The organism is Saprospiraceae bacterium, from assembly GCA_016716185.1.
Taxonomy (GTDB): Bacteria; Bacteroidota; Bacteroidia; order Chitinophagales; family Saprospiraceae; genus Vicinibacter.
On the sequence record JADJWV010000002.1, the window covers coordinates 1,041,861 to 1,059,152 of the forward strand.

At 42.4% G+C, this 17,292-nt stretch carries 8 protein-coding genes; all 8 read right to left on the reverse strand.

Annotation, left to right across the window (positions count from 1 at the left end; genetic code table 11):
* Positions 1 to 4: 4 nt before the first annotated feature.
* Complete coding sequence (locus IPM34_05835) at positions 5 to 7,216, reverse strand: hypothetical protein (GenBank protein ID MBK8955061.1); 7,212 nt, start codon at positions 7,214 to 7,216, stop codon at positions 5 to 7.
* Positions 7,197 to 8,936, reverse strand: a complete 1,740-nt coding sequence (locus IPM34_05840) for a hypothetical protein (GenBank protein ID MBK8955062.1) — start codon at positions 8,934 to 8,936, stop codon at positions 7,197 to 7,199. Before IPM34_05840 ends, IPM34_05835 begins: the two co-directional genes overlap by 20 nt.
* Before the next feature lie 6 nt (positions 8,937 to 8,942).
* Positions 8,943 to 9,821, reverse strand: coding sequence for a hypothetical protein (locus IPM34_05845; protein ID MBK8955063.1), 879 nt, complete (start codon positions 9,819 to 9,821; stop codon positions 8,943 to 8,945).
* Positions 9,822 to 9,824: 3 nt separating this feature from the next.
* Positions 9,825 to 11,882 carry a tail fiber domain-containing protein gene (locus IPM34_05850; GenBank protein MBK8955064.1) on the reverse strand — a complete coding sequence of 686 codons (2,058 nt, stop codon included), beginning with the start codon at positions 11,880 to 11,882 and terminating at the stop codon, positions 9,825 to 9,827.
* Positions 11,883 to 11,884: 2 nt separating this feature from the next.
* Entirely contained in the window at positions 11,885 to 12,355 is a 471-nt protein-coding gene (locus IPM34_05855; protein ID MBK8955065.1) for a T9SS type A sorting domain-containing protein, read from the reverse strand.
* 251 nt (positions 12,356 to 12,606) lie between these two features.
* Complete coding sequence (locus tag IPM34_05860) at positions 12,607 to 15,720, reverse strand: hypothetical protein (GenBank protein ID MBK8955066.1); 3,114 nt, start codon at positions 15,718 to 15,720, stop codon at positions 12,607 to 12,609.
* A 93-nt stretch (positions 15,721 to 15,813) separates the two neighbouring features.
* Positions 15,814 to 16,449 carry a response regulator transcription factor gene (locus IPM34_05865; protein ID MBK8955067.1) on the reverse strand — a complete coding sequence of 212 codons (636 nt, stop codon included), beginning with the start codon at positions 16,447 to 16,449 and terminating at the stop codon, positions 15,814 to 15,816.
* 266 nt (positions 16,450 to 16,715) lie between these two features.
* Positions 16,716 to 17,228 (reverse strand): DUF4440 domain-containing protein, encoded by a 513-nt coding sequence (locus IPM34_05870; protein ID MBK8955068.1) that lies wholly within the window; start codon positions 17,226 to 17,228, stop codon positions 16,716 to 16,718.
* Positions 17,229 to 17,292: the final 64 nt, after the last annotated feature.

Sequence of the window (17,292 nt, forward strand, 5' to 3'; positions counted from 1 at the left end):
TTAATTATCGTAATAAATTGAAATTTAAAGAGCTTACACTTCCTTTGCGGTCCACTCCGTTTTGATCGGGAAACAGATACTGAATTCCTATCGTCTGCACTCCTTTCAGGGGTTGCATGAGGCTTATGCGGTCTACTAACCGGCTGCGTTGGATGTGCTGATTGAAAAAGTTCTTTTGACTGGAAGTCATCATGTCAAACGTATTGAGTGTTGTAGATCCGCCTCCAAACCTAACGATCGTTTGGGAATGTGCAAACTCCATCAAAGCCTGTCGCATTTGCTGATAATGATCGGCTCCTTCGACGTGTAATTCGTAACTGATCTGCGTTTGTGAGTTTCTGATGACCATGCCTGTATTTCCAGGTAAATTCCTGGGGAGGGTGGTAAATAAATTTGTGTTTAATATAGGACTCGATCCGGAAAACTCCGTAAAAGCATCCTGAATTTCATTGGTGTTTAAAGCATTTAAATAAAACGAAGCACTGTTCAGAAATACATGTTCGCTGTATCCTTCAAATCCTTCTATGACGGTCAATGAAGGGATGCTTACAGTTGCACCGGGATTGGCTCCTCGAATGCGCTGAAGGACATCACTCCTGTGGAATCCGGCATTTGCGTACGGGGTAATGACATTCCGCAAGGTGATTTCCCGCAAATATTGATTAGGTGTTACCAGTGGCGTTGTGGTTCTTCCATCCAGGACATCTGGTGGCGCCTGTACAAAGAACTGTGTTCTCGGACTGAATTCTTTTTGTGCCGTTGGAATGACTTTAAAATTTACAGCATCCACCCATTCAAAACTTTCTTCCATTTGTTTCTTAACCCGTCCTAAATCATAACCGAGAAAATTGGTATTTTCATAAGTCCAACTATTTGATTCTTGTTGCATTTTTTGTTGCATGGTTCTATATCTGGACGTTTTGAAAAAGTAAGCATATAATTCTCTCTCGTATTGATTTACTTTTCCTGTAGGTAATACAATCCTTTTGTATTGATTAGAGAGGATGGTGTTACTTCCCACGACTGCAGAGAAGTTGGTGATCTGGAGCGACCTGTTGATTCTGGATGGATCAATTGTTGGCCTGTTTAATTCTCTCAGAGCTGCTCCTCCACCTGGAATGTTGAGTTCATCGATGGGCTGATCCTTTCTGATGATCTGAATGCAATAAAGTTTATCGGGAACCAAATGTGCAACATTGAATATGGCCCCAAAGGCATTTGGCATGATGCGGACCGGGCTGCTGGTCACCACGCCATCTTCATCTGTAAATCTGGCATAAAAGCTCGTGCGATATCTGCTGACATCTCCTTCTTTGAGGAAGCCATTATCTCCACTTTTACATCTTATATATCCTTCATCGCTTAAGGTTTCTCCTTTCAGAAAATTTTTCTGATGGACATATGGATAAGTAAAAGATAAATTATTCTCAGTGATTTTATCGGGCTCAGCTCCTGTGGTAAACTGATGGATTCGTTCTTCTTTAAACACACTTCCCCTTAAGAGCAGGTCTCCACCGTTTTCGCGTATGCGGGCTTCAACCCGGATACTGTGTCTTGTATTGGGATCCAACCGATTCAAAGGAGAATAGGTATAGATGTGGTTGGTATCTGACCAGACTCCAGTACCGGATAATCTCGTTGGGTTTCCTGTCTTCTTCAATTCAAAAGAATGCATGTAGGGTTGGAGTCTTCTGATCACCGGAGGATCAGTTGGCGATACGAGTTCTTCAATTTCAAAAGTCTTGTTCATTTCCATCGAAAACGCGGCAGATACATCTGTATAGACCGAAACGTCAGTTGCACCGTTTTCAGGAACGACATCCTGAATGATTTGAATACCTGCAAATGGATTTCCTGTGGTAGGAACACAAACCGTGCCTGCTTCCAGGGTAAAGCTGCAATGTCCTTCTGCAAGTCCGTTGCATACATTGTAATAAAAACTTCCGCGACCGGAAACCCATTCTGGATTTGGTAAGCCTCCTTTGAGGATCATGGCTGCACTGGCCTCGAATATTTTTGCTTTGATTTCCGTCACAAACAAATTTATTTTGAGTCCGAAACTGCCTGCAATGCCTGCATAGAATTGCCCTGTTGCATACCATCCGTCGATGCCGGGCTCCCTGCTGGTTCCAGCACATCTCCGGTCTGCTTCTGGTGTCGCCTGGGTTACGTTAATATCACAGCCCATGACGGTACTCAGATTGAAATAAAAAGGAAAAAATTCAATATCACCTGTGCTCATGGCCATCGACAATCCGAAAGCAAATCCGGTACCGGTTGGTATGGGTGGTCTGGTCCTGCCTGAAACCAAACTATTTACATCTCCATCCAGACTTTGAAAATCATTTCTGTTTCCATTCCTAAAAATGGCCATAAACATTGAATCCGGTTCGGGTAATAAAACAGGAATTCCATGCCCAATCATCAGGTAATTCGTTACCCGCAATAATTCTGTTGATCCCAAACTGAGTTTAATCCCACATCGATTGATAGGTGTACCCATATGAAAATACCATTCTTCGTCGGTTGCTCTGAACGCGGCCCAGACCATCGCATGCTCAGGGGTCCATCCTGTCGGTACAGGAGATACTGAACCCAGTCCTGACAATATAGGTGTGAGTGAATCATAAGGTACCTTTAATTTCACAAAAAACTGTCCATCCAATATATCGGGCCCCGCCGGTGGCATGTTGAGTGTAATACGCAAATAACCTGCTACCGGACTTCTATCTTCCCTACCAATAGTTGAAATGGATATGCCATTTGTCATGACTCTGAAGGATCCTGTCAGTTCGAAAAATGTAAGTCCATGTGAAAAACTGAATTCAGCTAACAGTTGTACGTCTAAGTTATATGCCTGTCCATTGTCGTTGGATCCCAGAATCACTTTAAATTTCAAACCGAGATCTTTTTCAATCGTGGGTCTGTAGCGATCTCTTGCACGTGGATCGGGTGTGCCGCTGTTTTCCAACATACTTGCAGCGGCAGGCAAGGCTCCTGTCATTTCCATATGGTGATAGAAGCCACCTCCCAATCCATATAAAGTTACACCGGAGAAAAGTGTGATGCCTGGTGTCAAAATGGCTGTTCCATCTACATAAAAATAAGAAAACCAATCCGGCGTGTTGAATGTGAGTGCCCCTGGTGTTTTTCTTGTGCCAAATTCCGCCTCTATGTTGATGCCCACATTTACACCCAGCTTCATTTCTAAAGTAATCCCGCCTTTTACACCCTCATCGGGGCCTCTTTTGTAAAACTCCAGGTATCCGTCGAGTTTTACATCAGATGCTTCCACAGCCAACCGTATCCTGTCGAGGTTAACACCCGTTAGTTCGAAACGTTGGGGACTGCCTGTCAGATCCATGTTGATCAGTAAAGATATTTTTGCAGCAGCAGAAAAACCACCATTGCTGCCAGCCAAAGTGATGCGGGGTTCAATGGTGATGCGGTCATTTGCAAATTCCAAATTATCAAGTCCGATAGGAAATCCAGACATGGTCGATTCGCTTTGTTCCGGCGGAAGAAACCAATCGGGAGCATTGAATTCATAATGCGATGATCCACCTCCTGAAGAACCAGTCAAACCATCGCCAAGCCCTCCCATACCTGTAAGTGAAAAGGAAAAACTGCTCGTATCAAAACCCGTTTCAGAATTTATGCGTAAATTCTGAATGACAATCCCCGGTAACGAAACATTGGAAGGCATGGATTGACCTGAGGGAAGATTGCCTGAAGAAATACTGAGCGTGGCACATAGGTTGGCTTCTATATAATTTTCAGTACCCAACGATGCCTTGATATAACTATCGCTTCTGATCACTGCTTCAGCCATCGAAATGGGGATCCTTATGTTGGAAGCAGGCCTTACGGATATCACAAAATTGAAAGAATCGTTGCGGTGCTGTAATTCCGCCTGATACAACATGTACTGTGTGGCTTCGGCGATAGGCAATCCAAGTTTACCGTTAAATCCCGCTCTCCTGAAATTATTCTGCATAATGTCAAAATAAATGGTGTCGAGTGAAGCCGCCCAGCCGTTGAAATTTCCATCACCATCCCAGCGAAGGATATTTTCCGCTCGCGCACTGAAAGTAATTCCCGTATGATCAATAAACATGTTGCGCAGTGCAAAGGTCAGCCGGCCGCGATCAGGGCCCTGTAATCTTTCGGGAGTTTTCACACTCAATTCTTCCATGAAAAATCCTTTCCAGGTATTGAACAATTCTGCATTGGTTAAAGCCGGATGGGTATAGCCGGCTGGTAAGGACGCACGAAACCTTTCCGGATTTTCGAGATCGGATAAATCGATCCAAACATTGTGGCCGGGTTGAAATCCCCAACCTTCAGCACCCGGAATCTGGAACGGATCCATGTCCATGCGAAGCATTATATTGCCGCCTCTCGTAAATCTTCCGGCAAACCTGGCCTCTACCTGACCTGTGGGCAAAATATGTCCATTCAGGTCTTCGGGAAGGAGCCATTCTCTGGTAAAACGTGCCGCTCCAACCAGGTTCAAGGCCCTGAATCCATTACAGTCCCATTCTACGGAAGTGACATTTCTTGGATCTGTGCTTCCATGAGCACCCTTTATGCGAAATTCATTTTCATTGCCTAAGGGGAATACTTGATCCTGTGGTAAATACAGTCTTACGTCATTCCCAAATCCATCGGGAGTCATGCAAACTTGAGCACCCAATGAAATAAATCCATTGACAACTTCAAGATTTGGAATTCTGATATTGACGACCAGGTCCATGGATGCGGAATCTTTTTTGAATTTCATATCCATGATCCCAATAATGATTTTTGTTCCGGATATGTCCTTATCTATGCCTATCGGAAGGCTTGTTTGTGCACCACTTCGGAGCAGACTCAATAATTTTCCTCCGGCTTCCAAACTTGCTTCCATGGCATCGGCTGAGGTTTCATCCATTTGCAATAATCTTCCGAGTCCCGATACTTGTTCACTCAAAGGCACAACCCTTTCTTTGACAGGTTCTACACTTCCACCGATCATTTGCCTGTCGGCATTAATTTGGACACCACTCATCCTGACGCGAATTTTCACGTTGTTCAGGTAAGGTATGGTGACATAAGCTATCCCATTTCCGGAACCACTTACGGACTCCACCTCGGCACGAAATCCAGCTACCGTGAAATGACCACCGGCAGCAAGGCTTCCGGAAGGTGTGTGGTTGGTAATGGTTGGGAAAACGCAGGGAGAAGAACAATTGGCAGAAGAAGTATCTTCTCTGCTCACCGTTTCGCCTGAAGGCTGAATGATAAATTTTCGAATCGGACTGCTGTGGTAAAATGAGCCGGCACTTATGTCAAATTGTGTTCTGTTTAAAGTTGGATTCAGGGTATCGGAAACGGTTTGAGCAGGATCCAACAACCAGATCACACGCCAATAAAATGTATCCGCTTCTGCAATGGTTTTTGTGCGTTCATTCACTACATAAATCCCGGTCATCAAGTCTTCAACGGAAGTAAATTGCGTGGCTCCAATCCTCGATGAAAATCCTCCAACTAAGTGTTCAGCTTCGAAATTTTCTGATTTGGAAATTTGCAACAACCATCTTTCGTCTACCGGTCCATAATAACTGGCATCTTCCACGTTTCGGCCATGCATCCTCACCAGATAAAAAACATCCGGAAAGGTATTGAGTGGCAAAGCGCCATTGTCCCATTGAAATTGGATGTTGCCCGGACTCAATACGGCATTGTTTTCAGGATGCATGAGTCCCGGAATAGGCATTCCGGAAATAAAATTCTGACTGAGGTTGTAGTTCATGATGCTGCCATTTTCCATGTGCATGCTGGCCTGGGCTGTAGCCCGGTAGGCTTTACTTCGTTGGAATGAAGGTGTATTCCAGGTGTCATTGAGCATGAACATTCTCGCCCGGTCTTCATTTGCAGTAGTCACTCCTCTGTCGATCAAATATTGCAAAGGTCCGCCGCGAGGCCATCTCAGGTCATCCGACCTGCCGTAAATATTTCGTCCGGTCGATTGATCAATTAAATTGAGTTCGTATTCCAGGCGACGGTATTCGGGACAATAGGGATCAAAACGAATGACCATCGGCATGACGGAGTATGGAATGGTATCTCCGTCGGTTGGAAAATAATATTCGCAACCCGGAGTGGAGCAATTATTGATGGGAAATTCTTGTTCAATGCAGATGACCATCGGTTCGTTTTCGTATTCTTCTTCCTCTTCCTCTTCGATTTCTCTGTTTATATAAAAAAACCTGACGATGTTGCTATTTCCGCGGTCGAGAAACATCAAGCGGCCATCCGGATCAAAGGCCGTTACGTAGCAAACGTATTCATGCCCTTCAACCAAAAGAGCATCAACATTTGGATAGAATGTAAAAAGTGAATTTTGTGTTTCCGTCTGAAATGTTCCGGAAATATTTAAATCGTAAATTTCATCGATGAAAAAAGAAAGATCATTGGTGGTGGCATCGATGACATTCAGGCGGTAAGTAATCCTGTTTCGGTCTGCTGGAGGAACGCCACTGATGTCGTGTTGCCAGATGATATTAAAAAGGGAAGGAACGGTTTCTTCATTTGCTGGAGAAACGATCTGCGGCCTTTCTATATAGTGAACATCAAAATCGGTGCATCCGCTGGAGGGGTCAGAAACTAAAATATCGTTCAGATCATAAGCCGAAAAACAAATGGTATAATTTCCATCCGGGATGGCATGATGTACGTTTATAGCTTGCAATTGTTCAGCACTTAGATTGTGCGTGTTTTCAAATCCACCTGTTGTAGAACCCAGGCGTACCAGTTCGTTTCCAGTAAAAAACAAGGTTTGCGACCCCACAATTTCTATGGGTTCTCCAAGATACCGGATCTCTGCCCGGATTCCGGAGGGCCCGGTAATGGTGGCTCTAAATCGAAATGCATAGGTATTCGAAGTGGTATTGCTTATGCTTATAAAAACATTAGATAAATCATCCACATAATAATCCAGATCGGTAGGGTAGGGTGGAGAAAATACCGTGTTGACATGAAGTTGCGAAAAGACAGCAGAATCTGGCAGAATTGAAATGACAAACAAACATACGTGTGTTAATCTTTTTAAGATGAAACTAACAGTTGTATGTAACATGCCTACATGCAGTTTTGTCCGGACTACCGTATTCAATGCGTATTGTAAAGACATGGCAGAACTTGCCAATTTTTCTTTAATTTTTGATGTTTCCATCTTTAGTATTTTGAAAAAAGGAATAAGTGAAATGAATGGAGAATCTCCATTCTTTGTAATTGCCGGAAATTCCGGAAGATCGGTCAAGTAAGCCCAATTGGATCCCCAATTGCACGGGTTTGCTTATTTGATATTGGGATTGAAGGCCTGCATTGATGGAGTGTCCTTTGGCATCATTGTCGTTTTGAATGATAAAATAAGCTCCATGGGTTTGAATGCTGATTTGTGGTTTGTCGAAGTTTTTACGAAAGGATAAATTGCCTCCTAATCTTTTTTGCTTTTTACCTGAAAATTCCTGATGGCTATTTAACAAAGAAATTCCTGTTGATATTTTCTTTAATTTGAAGTTGATGTTGTAATTCAAGGAGTACGTCAGACTTTTTCCATCCCGCGATGGATTTTCAATCGGGCTGGCATCTTTAATGGAGTTGTTTTGAAAACTGAATGTCCACTGTTGACTGATGCGATCGGAATTCAATTTATAAAATGGATTGGCAGCCAGAACAGAAGTGGTTTGGATGAGTCTGAATGAATCCTGAATAAGTGCAAATCCGGGAGTCTGGTCCATCGAGAAATTGGAATAACTTCCCTGCAATCCGGCTGTTTTGCCAAACAGCAACATGGCATTTACGCTGTAGATATTTCTTTTCGAAGTATTTCGGTGAATGTTATTCAGGTTGTTTTTTTGAAGCCCGTAGTTCCCTGAAATATTGATTTTGTTTTTGTTCAGACGTATGCCTGCCTGAAGGGTATAACTCTCCAGGTCATCCAGAATGTAATGCATACCAAGGCTCTTGTAATTCGGGTCGATATGTTTGTGGTGGATACCGAAATTGAAGGCACTGTGGTTGTATTGGAGATTTGCTTCATAAGCAAGATGGGCTCTCGTGGTGTTGTTGGTTGTAATAAACGGATCTACGAAATCCTGGATATCTCTGCTTCTCTGATCCTGCACACTGTCTTCTCTAGCCAGTTGGTTGTTGGTTAGGGCAGACAAATCAGCATGCACTTCCAGACTTATTTTTTTAAGCAGTTGCAGACTTCCTTTTACTCCCAGAACAAGATTTTCCGATGGGGGGAAAATGGTTTTGTAAATAGTAGAGTCAGAAGGAAGATTAAATTCATCTTTTACCTTCAGATAATGAATATCAAAGTATGTTCTGTCTTTGCCAACGCCAATTTTAAATCCGTGCGCATTTCTGCTGAATTGCTGGATGAGGTGTGAATAATAAGCAAGTGAATCCAGATTGTAATTCGGCGTTTGAATTTCACCGGCAAAACTTGCAAATCTGAACAAGCCGGGATTGAGTTCTATACCTGCTCCCAAAAAAGTAATCCCATTCAGAGAATAATTGCTAAAGTGCATGAGTCGATGACCCAAATGAAGTTTTATCCATTTATAAGAAGGGCTGATACCAAAGCGCACAAATGGATTGGTGAACCCCGAGCTAAATTGTCCTGTTCTGTAAGTGAAATGGACGGGCACCTGTATTTGAAAAAGCGATAGGCTTCCTCTGAGTGTAGCGACCAGACCGGAACTATTTAAATCTCCAAGTGTATCTCGAGATTGTATATTTCCGTTGTAGGTAATCGAAAAACTTGCGCTTTTTTGAAACAGGTTCCCTTTGCGAAAACTGGTGATTTCCTGAGAGATTCCCGATTGGAATTGCACCAAAATGCAAAGGTGGATTCCAATTATTATAATACGTTGCGGAATCATATTTCGTTATCTTCTTCTTCTTCTTCCTGTTGGCGGGATTATATCTTCAACACCCAAATGATGCCTTATGATGGATCTGAGCCATAGAGGAAATGGCGTTCCCACGGGATTTGCAAAACGACCTGATTGGGTAAGCGTTGAATCAGGTAAATCGTACGAAACTCGATCAGGTGGATGGTAGGCATGAGTTGCCCAATTTTTTCTATAATGGTAGCATCCAATGCCTTGTGCAATAACTTCGCCATTCGAGCTAGAATGTCCACGATAATGGCTTAAATAATTACTAAATTCAGTTCTGTATTGACGAATATAAGCTTCAGCCAAATTGTATTCTCTGTCAACAAAATGCCCAATCTCATGAAGTATTGTTAATTTTACGGGTGTGGTACGATCATTAAAAGCTCTTGGGTCGATAATTATAAAGTCGTACAAATCATTTTTGATGTGGCATCTCCTGGCTCCTCCGCCAATTTTATCTTCAGTATCACTTCTTATTCTTTCTGTAATGACTAAACTTCCTGTTCTTGGGTGCCCCACTCGGAGATTAACGGGCAGTGCTGGAATGTAATTATCTGGTATTACTTGAAAGGCCTCTCTGAATTCACTTTTTTGTTCTTCATTGAAATTGTAAAACCTAAACTCTTTGCCTCTAATTCTTTCAACTGAAAGTTCTCCCCAAATCGTATTAATCTCAGGCATATTGCTGTTTTCCCTAAGGCATAATACTTCAGAAGTATTTTGAGTATAACAACAAGCACAACCTGAAGTAATGCAATTTTCAACCAACTCTGCTGTAGATGGAGGCCTTGTACGTCTTCTAGCTTGAGCATTCATTTCAGAAATAATTGTGCACAGAAGAAAGACCATTGCGAACCAGGATTTCATCGGCTATTTAGTTTTTGTCAATTCAAGAATTTGTAATTCCATTTTCCGTATTTGTAACTGCTGTTCCTGTATTGCTTTTACCAATACCGGGATCAATTCGGAATAATTCATGGCATAATGATTTGCAGTTGAGGTCCTGCCATCAGAGTTACCTTCTTTTTGTATTTGATCCGGTGTTCTTACTATTTCGGGAATGATTTTTTCCATCTCCTGTGCAAGGAATCCAAGATGTGTCTGCAGATCATCTTCAATCCAGTTGTAAGAAACCGGATTCATTTTCATGATTTTGTCGAGAGCGGAAGGCAGGGTCTGAATATTTTTCTTCAGGTTCTTGTCGGATGACTGATTCAATCCGTTTACACTCCAGATTTCGCTCCACCTGAACGCAGAGGACCCCAATTTGATGGTGTTGTGATTTTGCGGACCGAATTCATTCGTAAGTTGGAAAAAACCTAAGTATGAAGTTCCGTTCACTCCAATAGTTACGTTGTTGGTCGTTCCTTTTATGCTTCCACCATTGGATCCAAAACGCAATTCACTGGTGAGAAAGCGGGAGCCCTGATATTCTATGCCTCCTGTAATCGTACTCCATGGATTGGAATCTTTATCCGGTGCGGGTTCCCATTGTTGCAGGTTGTTCGGAAACCACTTCAGAACGTAGCCTTGATTCGGTGCCTGGGTACTCACAAACCGTCCCTGCAGTTGATTTGCATTCCAGATAGCCAAACTGTTTTGAGCGCTGATGATATTCGAGGCAATGGTGATTCCTGTTCCGGCTGTGTAAGTCCCCGGAGGACCGGTATCTCCTTTAGGTCCTGTCGGTCCCTGGGGACCTGTTGCTCCAGTAGGACCTGTGGGTCCTTGTGGACCTGTGGGTCCTTGCGGTCCCTGAGCTCCGGCGGGCCCCTGGGGTCCGGCGGGTCCCTGGGGTCCGGTAGCACCTGTAGGACCTTCAGCTCCTTGAGGTCCAGCGGGTCCCTGAGGTCCAGCGGGCCCTTTTACACCTTCAACACCCTGAGGGCCTTGGGGTCCTTGTTCACCTTGCGGTCCGGTAGAACCAACTGGTCCAGCCGGTCCAATTGGTCCTTGTGGGCCTGCAGGTCCTTGGGGTCCCGCGGGTCCTTCGGGTCCCTGAATTTGGCCAATGGCCGTCCAATCCGTGCCATTCCATATATGGCCTGTACCTGTATCTTCCGCAATAAACATATCGCCCACATTTCCCGGGTAATTGGTATCCAAACTGTCGGCAGTGGGCACTGTGCCGATGATCATGACTCCGGCACCGTCCTCACCGGGGATGCCCTGCGGTCCTTGTGGTCCTGTAGCACCAACCGGTCCTTCGGGGCCTTGTGCACCGGGTGCTCCTGCCGGACCAGCAGGCCCTTGAATGCCTTGTTCTCCCTGCAGGCCTTGCGGGCCCTGGGCTCCCGGAAGCCCTTGTTCGCCCTGCGGTCCTTGTGGTCCTTGTGCTCCGGTGGGTCCGGCCGGACCCGGAATGCCCTGTTCGCCTTGAGGACCCTGAGGCCCCATGACACCCTGCAATCCCTGTTCACCTTGCAAACCACGTTCTCCCGTATCCCCTTTATCTCCTTTGTCTCCTTTATCGCCTTTGGTACCAGGTTCTCCCTGGTCTCCTTTGTCGCCCTTGTCTCCTTTTTCTCCCCGGGCACCCTGAGGACCGGTAGCTCCTGTAAAAGCACTGTGGTTGACAGGAGAAGAACCAATATCATTGTAAGGTCCGTTTACCGTTTCTCCACATTGCACGGTAAGAATTTTAATGCCCGAACTCCATTGGATCGTATCGATCCGTCCGAATTCAGCGTTGCCGGATCCAACCTGTACGGATAAAAATCCGTAAGCATCCGTAACGGGTTGCTGGTTTTCGATATACAATACCGGACCATTGGCCGTTTCCTGACTTATGATGAATTTCAGAAAAACGGTTGTGTTGGGCTGCACCTGTCCGTTGGCATCGCGCACTAACGACTGGTAGTTAAAACCCTGTGTAAAAATTTGAAAGGGTATCAGGAGCCCTAAGGTGAACATGAAAAAAATTTTCATAATTATAATTTTACGATGATTTCAGAATGAAGAATTTTATTGTTTTTATTTATAATTTGAAGGAGGAAACAACCGGGAGCCAGTTTGGACACATCCACGATATGGGTTTGGTTCCAGGCGGCTAGTTCAACCCCAAGCATATTCAGGAGTTTGATTTTGTAATTCTGGTCTGGAGTGACAGATAAATTTATTTTGTCAGAACACGGATTTGGAAATATTTTTACTTGAAGAACGGAAAATTTATCCTGAAGGGAAGTATTGATTTTAGGTGGAGTTAAAGGAGAATCAAAACTTAAATTACCACACGAACCATAGACCGGAGTGAGTGTGCCGGCAGACCCCTGAAAATTGAATGGATAACATTGCCCGTTAAAATAAGAAGTGGTATTTAAACGCGACTGATTGCATTGTGCATAGGTGTCTGGTCGATGAAGGGAAGCTAATAGAAGCAGAATTAGGATAAATTTTAACATGATGAAATCGTTATTTTTTGAACTCAATAATGAGTCAAATTTCCAGAGAAAGCGGTGGGTCACCTAATAATTAGTGCCACATAAAAATGGGTATGGATGTCACATGATCATGTCAAATAGCAGTGAAAGGGGAGTCGGATTCTCGTGAGCAGCTTCCGGTTGCAGGTATGGAAAATAAGTGTATGAAAAATTGTGTCCAGGATTTCCTGGAATGCGATCAGGGTCGTATAGGACAGGAATATTCCTGTAAATTAAAAGTATGTTTTTTGTTTTCCGGGATTCATGATTAGTTTGATTTGAGTACCTATATCGCCAGTTTGGATTTCAAGAGTACCTCCCAATGCCTGTGCCCTCGATTTCATATTTTTCATACCATTTCCCCGGTCTATCAAAAGGGGATCCATACCAATTCCATCATCCTGAATAATTGTAATGAAATTTTTATGATCCATGTAACATTTAAGAAGAACATGGTTGGCTTTCGAATATTTCAGGATATTATTTACGGCTTCCTTAAAAATCAGGTAAAAATGTCTTTTCTGATCGGGATTTAAGATGATCCCCTGTGGAGGTTCGTGGATTTCAAACTTCAATTGTATATTTTTGGTTTCCAAGGTTTGAATAGTGAATTCCTGGATCTTCAGAACAACTGCCGTCAGGTTATCAAAATTGGGATTGATGCTCCACACAATCTCCGACATGTTTTGCATGACTTCCCCGAGTTTATTTGCAATCCTCGAATACAAACTTTCATTTCCGGTTTTTAAGGATTCCAGTTCGCTCAAAATTTTTATCTGAGACAGACTGCTGCCCATGTCATCGTGGAGATCTCTTGCTATGTTATACCTGAGTTGCTCGAGTTTTTTACGTTGGATCTCGCGGTACCTGAATAAAGAGATTAACAAGCCAGTCACCAGAAGCATAATCAAAAGACTAAACCAGATAGTTTCCCAAAAAGGTGGTTTTACATTTATGAGTAAGCGATAAACATTCGCACTGGGTTTGCTGAAACTGTTGAATGCCCTGGCCTCCAGAATGTATGATCCCGGGCCAAGTCCTTCGAGGTTTAACTTGTTGGATTCCATGGACTCCCATGTTAGATCTTTGGTTGCATTCTTTTCTAGATAAAATTTATACTGATACAAATGTTCCTCAGGATTGGTAAAATTTAACAAAGAAAACTGGAGTTCTAATTGGTTTTGTTGATAAGTCAAGCTAATATTTTCAAAATGCTGAGAACTTTCGAACCCGGGATGATTCTTTACAGTCATACTCACCAGTTGAATGGTGTTTTCCGGGATATTCAGGATCTTATTAAATGGAATGATATTCAATGATTTTCTTTGACCCGCTATGAGTGACTTGCCATCTGCAGATTTAGTGAGGTATGGACAGGGTTGTTTTCCAATATTGGAATTATAAAATGTAAAAGGGGTAATCAATTGGTGAGGGATATCCAGTCTGGATACTCCAAAATCATGACTGAACCAAAGCGTTGAATCATTTTCTGCCACAAGCTGTCTGACATTGTTGATGAACTTTCCATTGTAATCGTCCAGATGTTTAAGACTTAAACTTTTTGTATCGATTGAACCTAAAGCGATCCCGTTGAATGACGAAAGAGCAAATTTATTTCCATGGATCCATTCCAGGTCTTCCAATTGTTTCATTCTGGCAATTGCAGGAAAACAATTTTCCGAATAGAAATTAAATGTATTATCAGACAAATGGTAAGTTATTAAAACATCTTTCTTCGAATTATTCGAGTTGGAAATGGCAATTAAATATCCATTATCCGTGATGATCGGGGTTGATACAAATTCCGAAAGCTTGGATGCTCTAAGAAGGCTGTTAAATTCTGAAATTGCTTTTATTTCCAATTCACTTTCATCGAAATAATAGATCCCCTGATTGGTGCTAAACCAAATTTTATGATTCTGATCTTCATGGAAGCTATAGTAATATAAAGGATTTAATTGATCATTCGCTAAATTTTGAAAAAGCAGCTTTCCATTTGCGAGATTAAAACAGCTGATTCCTTTCTTTTTACTGCTGATCCAAATCCGGTTTTTTGAGTCAATGTGAAAACCGAGTATTTCGTTTTTTTCATTGCAATGTTCTCTAAATACATCAGGCCATTGAATTTGCCTGTTTGTGTTCAAATCATATTGAATAATATCCTTGTATTGGAAATGAATATAGGCTATATGGTGATAATCAGGGCGCTGATCAAAACAGATTTTTTGAATGGAAGGATATTGGTAAAGGTCTGGGATGTGCAGAGTTTTTTGGTTAACGAATTGTTTATTCAGATCGTATTTATGCAATCCTTTGTAAGTCCCAATCCACAAGGCCTGATTTGGGACTGCCAGAAAACAGAACCCGGAACCGGCGATCTTGTATTTATCATCTGTAGATTCGCTTGCATAGCTCGTAAATGCATTATTTGATTTATTAAAAGTAAAAACCCCACTGGTTGTTCCGAGCCAAAGTAAATTGGATTCATGCTTAAAGGGTGATGGTGAAATGCTCAGCACACAATTTTGAAATTTACGAATATCCCCCCAGTGGAAAGCTTCCTGAGTTTTGTGAGCCGTATTGAATTTAATCAAGCCAAGGTTCCAGGTCCCCAGCCACAGTATAGAATCATTTTCCAAAAACGAGCAGAAGAATCCATCACTGATTTTATTTTTAGGATCATATCCTGTTCTGTGATGTATAAGAGCCTGTGGTTTTCCAGGAAAATATTCAAACAAACCATATGTACTGGTCACCCAAATGCGTCCGTCCTTACTGAACTCAATATCCAGGACATCGGGATGGGTTAAGGGATATGGAAAGGCTTGTAGTTTCGAATTAAAATCCTTGCTGAAATAGATGCCGGATGATGTGATAATCCACAAAGTGTTAGAGCTTTGCTGGTATTTGAATTTGTGGTAATTCCTTTGTGGAGTGTTCGCTGGAAATTGCGGCCGGAAGAATTTATTATTTTCGGTATCATAAATGTATAATTCATTATCAATGTTTAACCATAACCGGTCATGAACGTCTGCAAACATTCCCGATATATAATTTCCCGGGATACTCTGTTTATCCGCAGGGTCGTAGCGTATAGATTTGAATGTATGACCATCATAACGTACTAAACCGGATTCAGTGCCCATGTATAAAAATCCTTTTTTGGTCTGTGCCAAACAGATGACTTGCGCGCTGGTGAGTCCTTCCCGGTAGCTGAAATGGTCAAATAAGATGGGATCGTTATCTGAACTTTGTGAAGCTCCTGTTGAAACGAAGACCGATGTGGTCAGCAAGCAGATAAAGCAAAAGTGAGCATGAAAACGGATCGTTGTAAGATAGTTATTCAATTTTTTTTGCTTGATGCTTGGAATAGACAATGAAAATCTGTAAGGTTGGAAACGAAGCAGACTAAAAGATCTGATCACCAACTGCTGACAAAATTATTGTTTTTTGTCAATAAATACTTTATGAACGGCTTCGGTGACCGAGTGTACGTGAAGTTTTTCATAGATGCGTTTGACATAACTTCTGACTGTGTCGATGCTGAGATGGATTTCTTCTGCGACCATTTTATAGCTGAGACCCTTGGCAAGAAAGTTTAGGACTTCAAGTTCCCTTTCTGTCAGGTTAAATGCAGAAGACGAAGTGTCTTTATTTTTGAAAGACATATCGAGCACTTTTCTTGCAATGGATGGACTGATAGGTGCTCCTCCTTCAGCGACTTCCTTTATGCTGTTGACAAGATAGCTAAGCGAATTTTTTTTGAGAATGTAACCGGTAGCTCCCGCTTTGAGCGCTTCAAAGATCCGGTTATCGTCGTCGAAAACCGTGTTCATGATGATTTCAATTTCGGGAAAAGCCTTTTTAACTTCCCGTGTACCTTCGATGCCTGATTTCCAGGGCATATCTATATCCATGAGAATGACCTGAGGTTGAAATGCTTTTGTATTTTCAATGATGTCAAGGCAATTCCCGAATTCTCCAGCAAGCTCGAACCCTTCGGTATTTTTAATAACAGACACCAGCACTTCTCTGAGTCCGACATTATCTTCGTAAATGGCAACTTTTAACACGATGCTTTTGAAATGGTAATAATTCTCACAAAACTATATCTTAAAACAGTATGCCTGACAAGTGCAACTTTACATATTCATGTGAAAATGAGCGCTGCTGCATGTTGACCTTTTGGATGGAGTGAATATTGTGGTGGCTTAAATTAAGATCAGGAAGAAATAAGATGTCCTTGGTCTTTTTCTAACCGGTGCGGATAACCAAAGTTCTTTATAAAAAAACGGGAGCTTCAATAAATGAAACTCCCGATAAGTTTTTGACGCTAATTTAATTATTGCGCAGATGCTTCTCCTGAAGCTTCTCCTTCTTTTTTCATAGGCATGGTACTCACACTCATATCTCTTACACAAACGTACTTTCCATTTCTTTTTTCGAAATAAGACATGTAATGTCCTTTATCTTGTACTTCACCTGCAGCATTGTGTTCTGTCCAGGATCCGATTTCAACAGCCATGTTGCCTTCTGCAAACAGATCTACTACAGCATATACATTGTAATTTCCACTGGTATCGGTTGCCATTCTTTTTTGAATTCGTTCCTGAATCGCCGCTTTTCCTACTGTAGGCTCTTCATTGCGACTATGACTCACAGCATCATCTGCGTAATAAGCCGCAACGGCTGCAGCATCTTTGGCTTTTTCTCCGGCTGCAAAAGCATCCTCCATGGCCTGGATTTCTGTTTTTAAAGCTGCCATATCGATGGGCTTTGGAGCTTCGGCTGGGGCTGCGCATTGGAAAAATAAAACGGACATCAGTCCTAGAAAGGAAAAGATCTGATTTTTCATTTGATTTGAATTTGGTGAATAATTGAACGAATATAAGCCTAATTTATATAAAAAGAAATTATAA

Coding starts and splice junctions, on each gene's coding strand:
- IPM34_05835 (MBK8955061.1), bottom strand. CDS start 7,216: ATGGAAACATCAAAAATTAAAGAAAAATTGGCAAGTTCTGCCATGTCT.
- IPM34_05840 (MBK8955062.1), bottom strand. CDS start 8,936: ATGATTCCGCAACGTATTATAATAATTGGAATCCACCTTTGCATTTTG.
- IPM34_05845 (MBK8955063.1), bottom strand. CDS start 9,821: ATGAAATCCTGGTTCGCAATGGTCTTTCTTCTGTGCACAATTATTTCT.
- IPM34_05850 (MBK8955064.1), bottom strand. CDS start 11,882: ATGAAAATTTTTTTCATGTTCACCTTAGGGCTCCTGATACCCTTTCAA.
- IPM34_05855 (MBK8955065.1), bottom strand. CDS start 12,355: ATGTTAAAATTTATCCTAATTCTGCTTCTATTAGCTTCCCTTCATCGA.
- IPM34_05870 (MBK8955068.1), bottom strand. CDS start 17,228: ATGAAAAATCAGATCTTTTCCTTTCTAGGACTGATGTCCGTTTTATTT.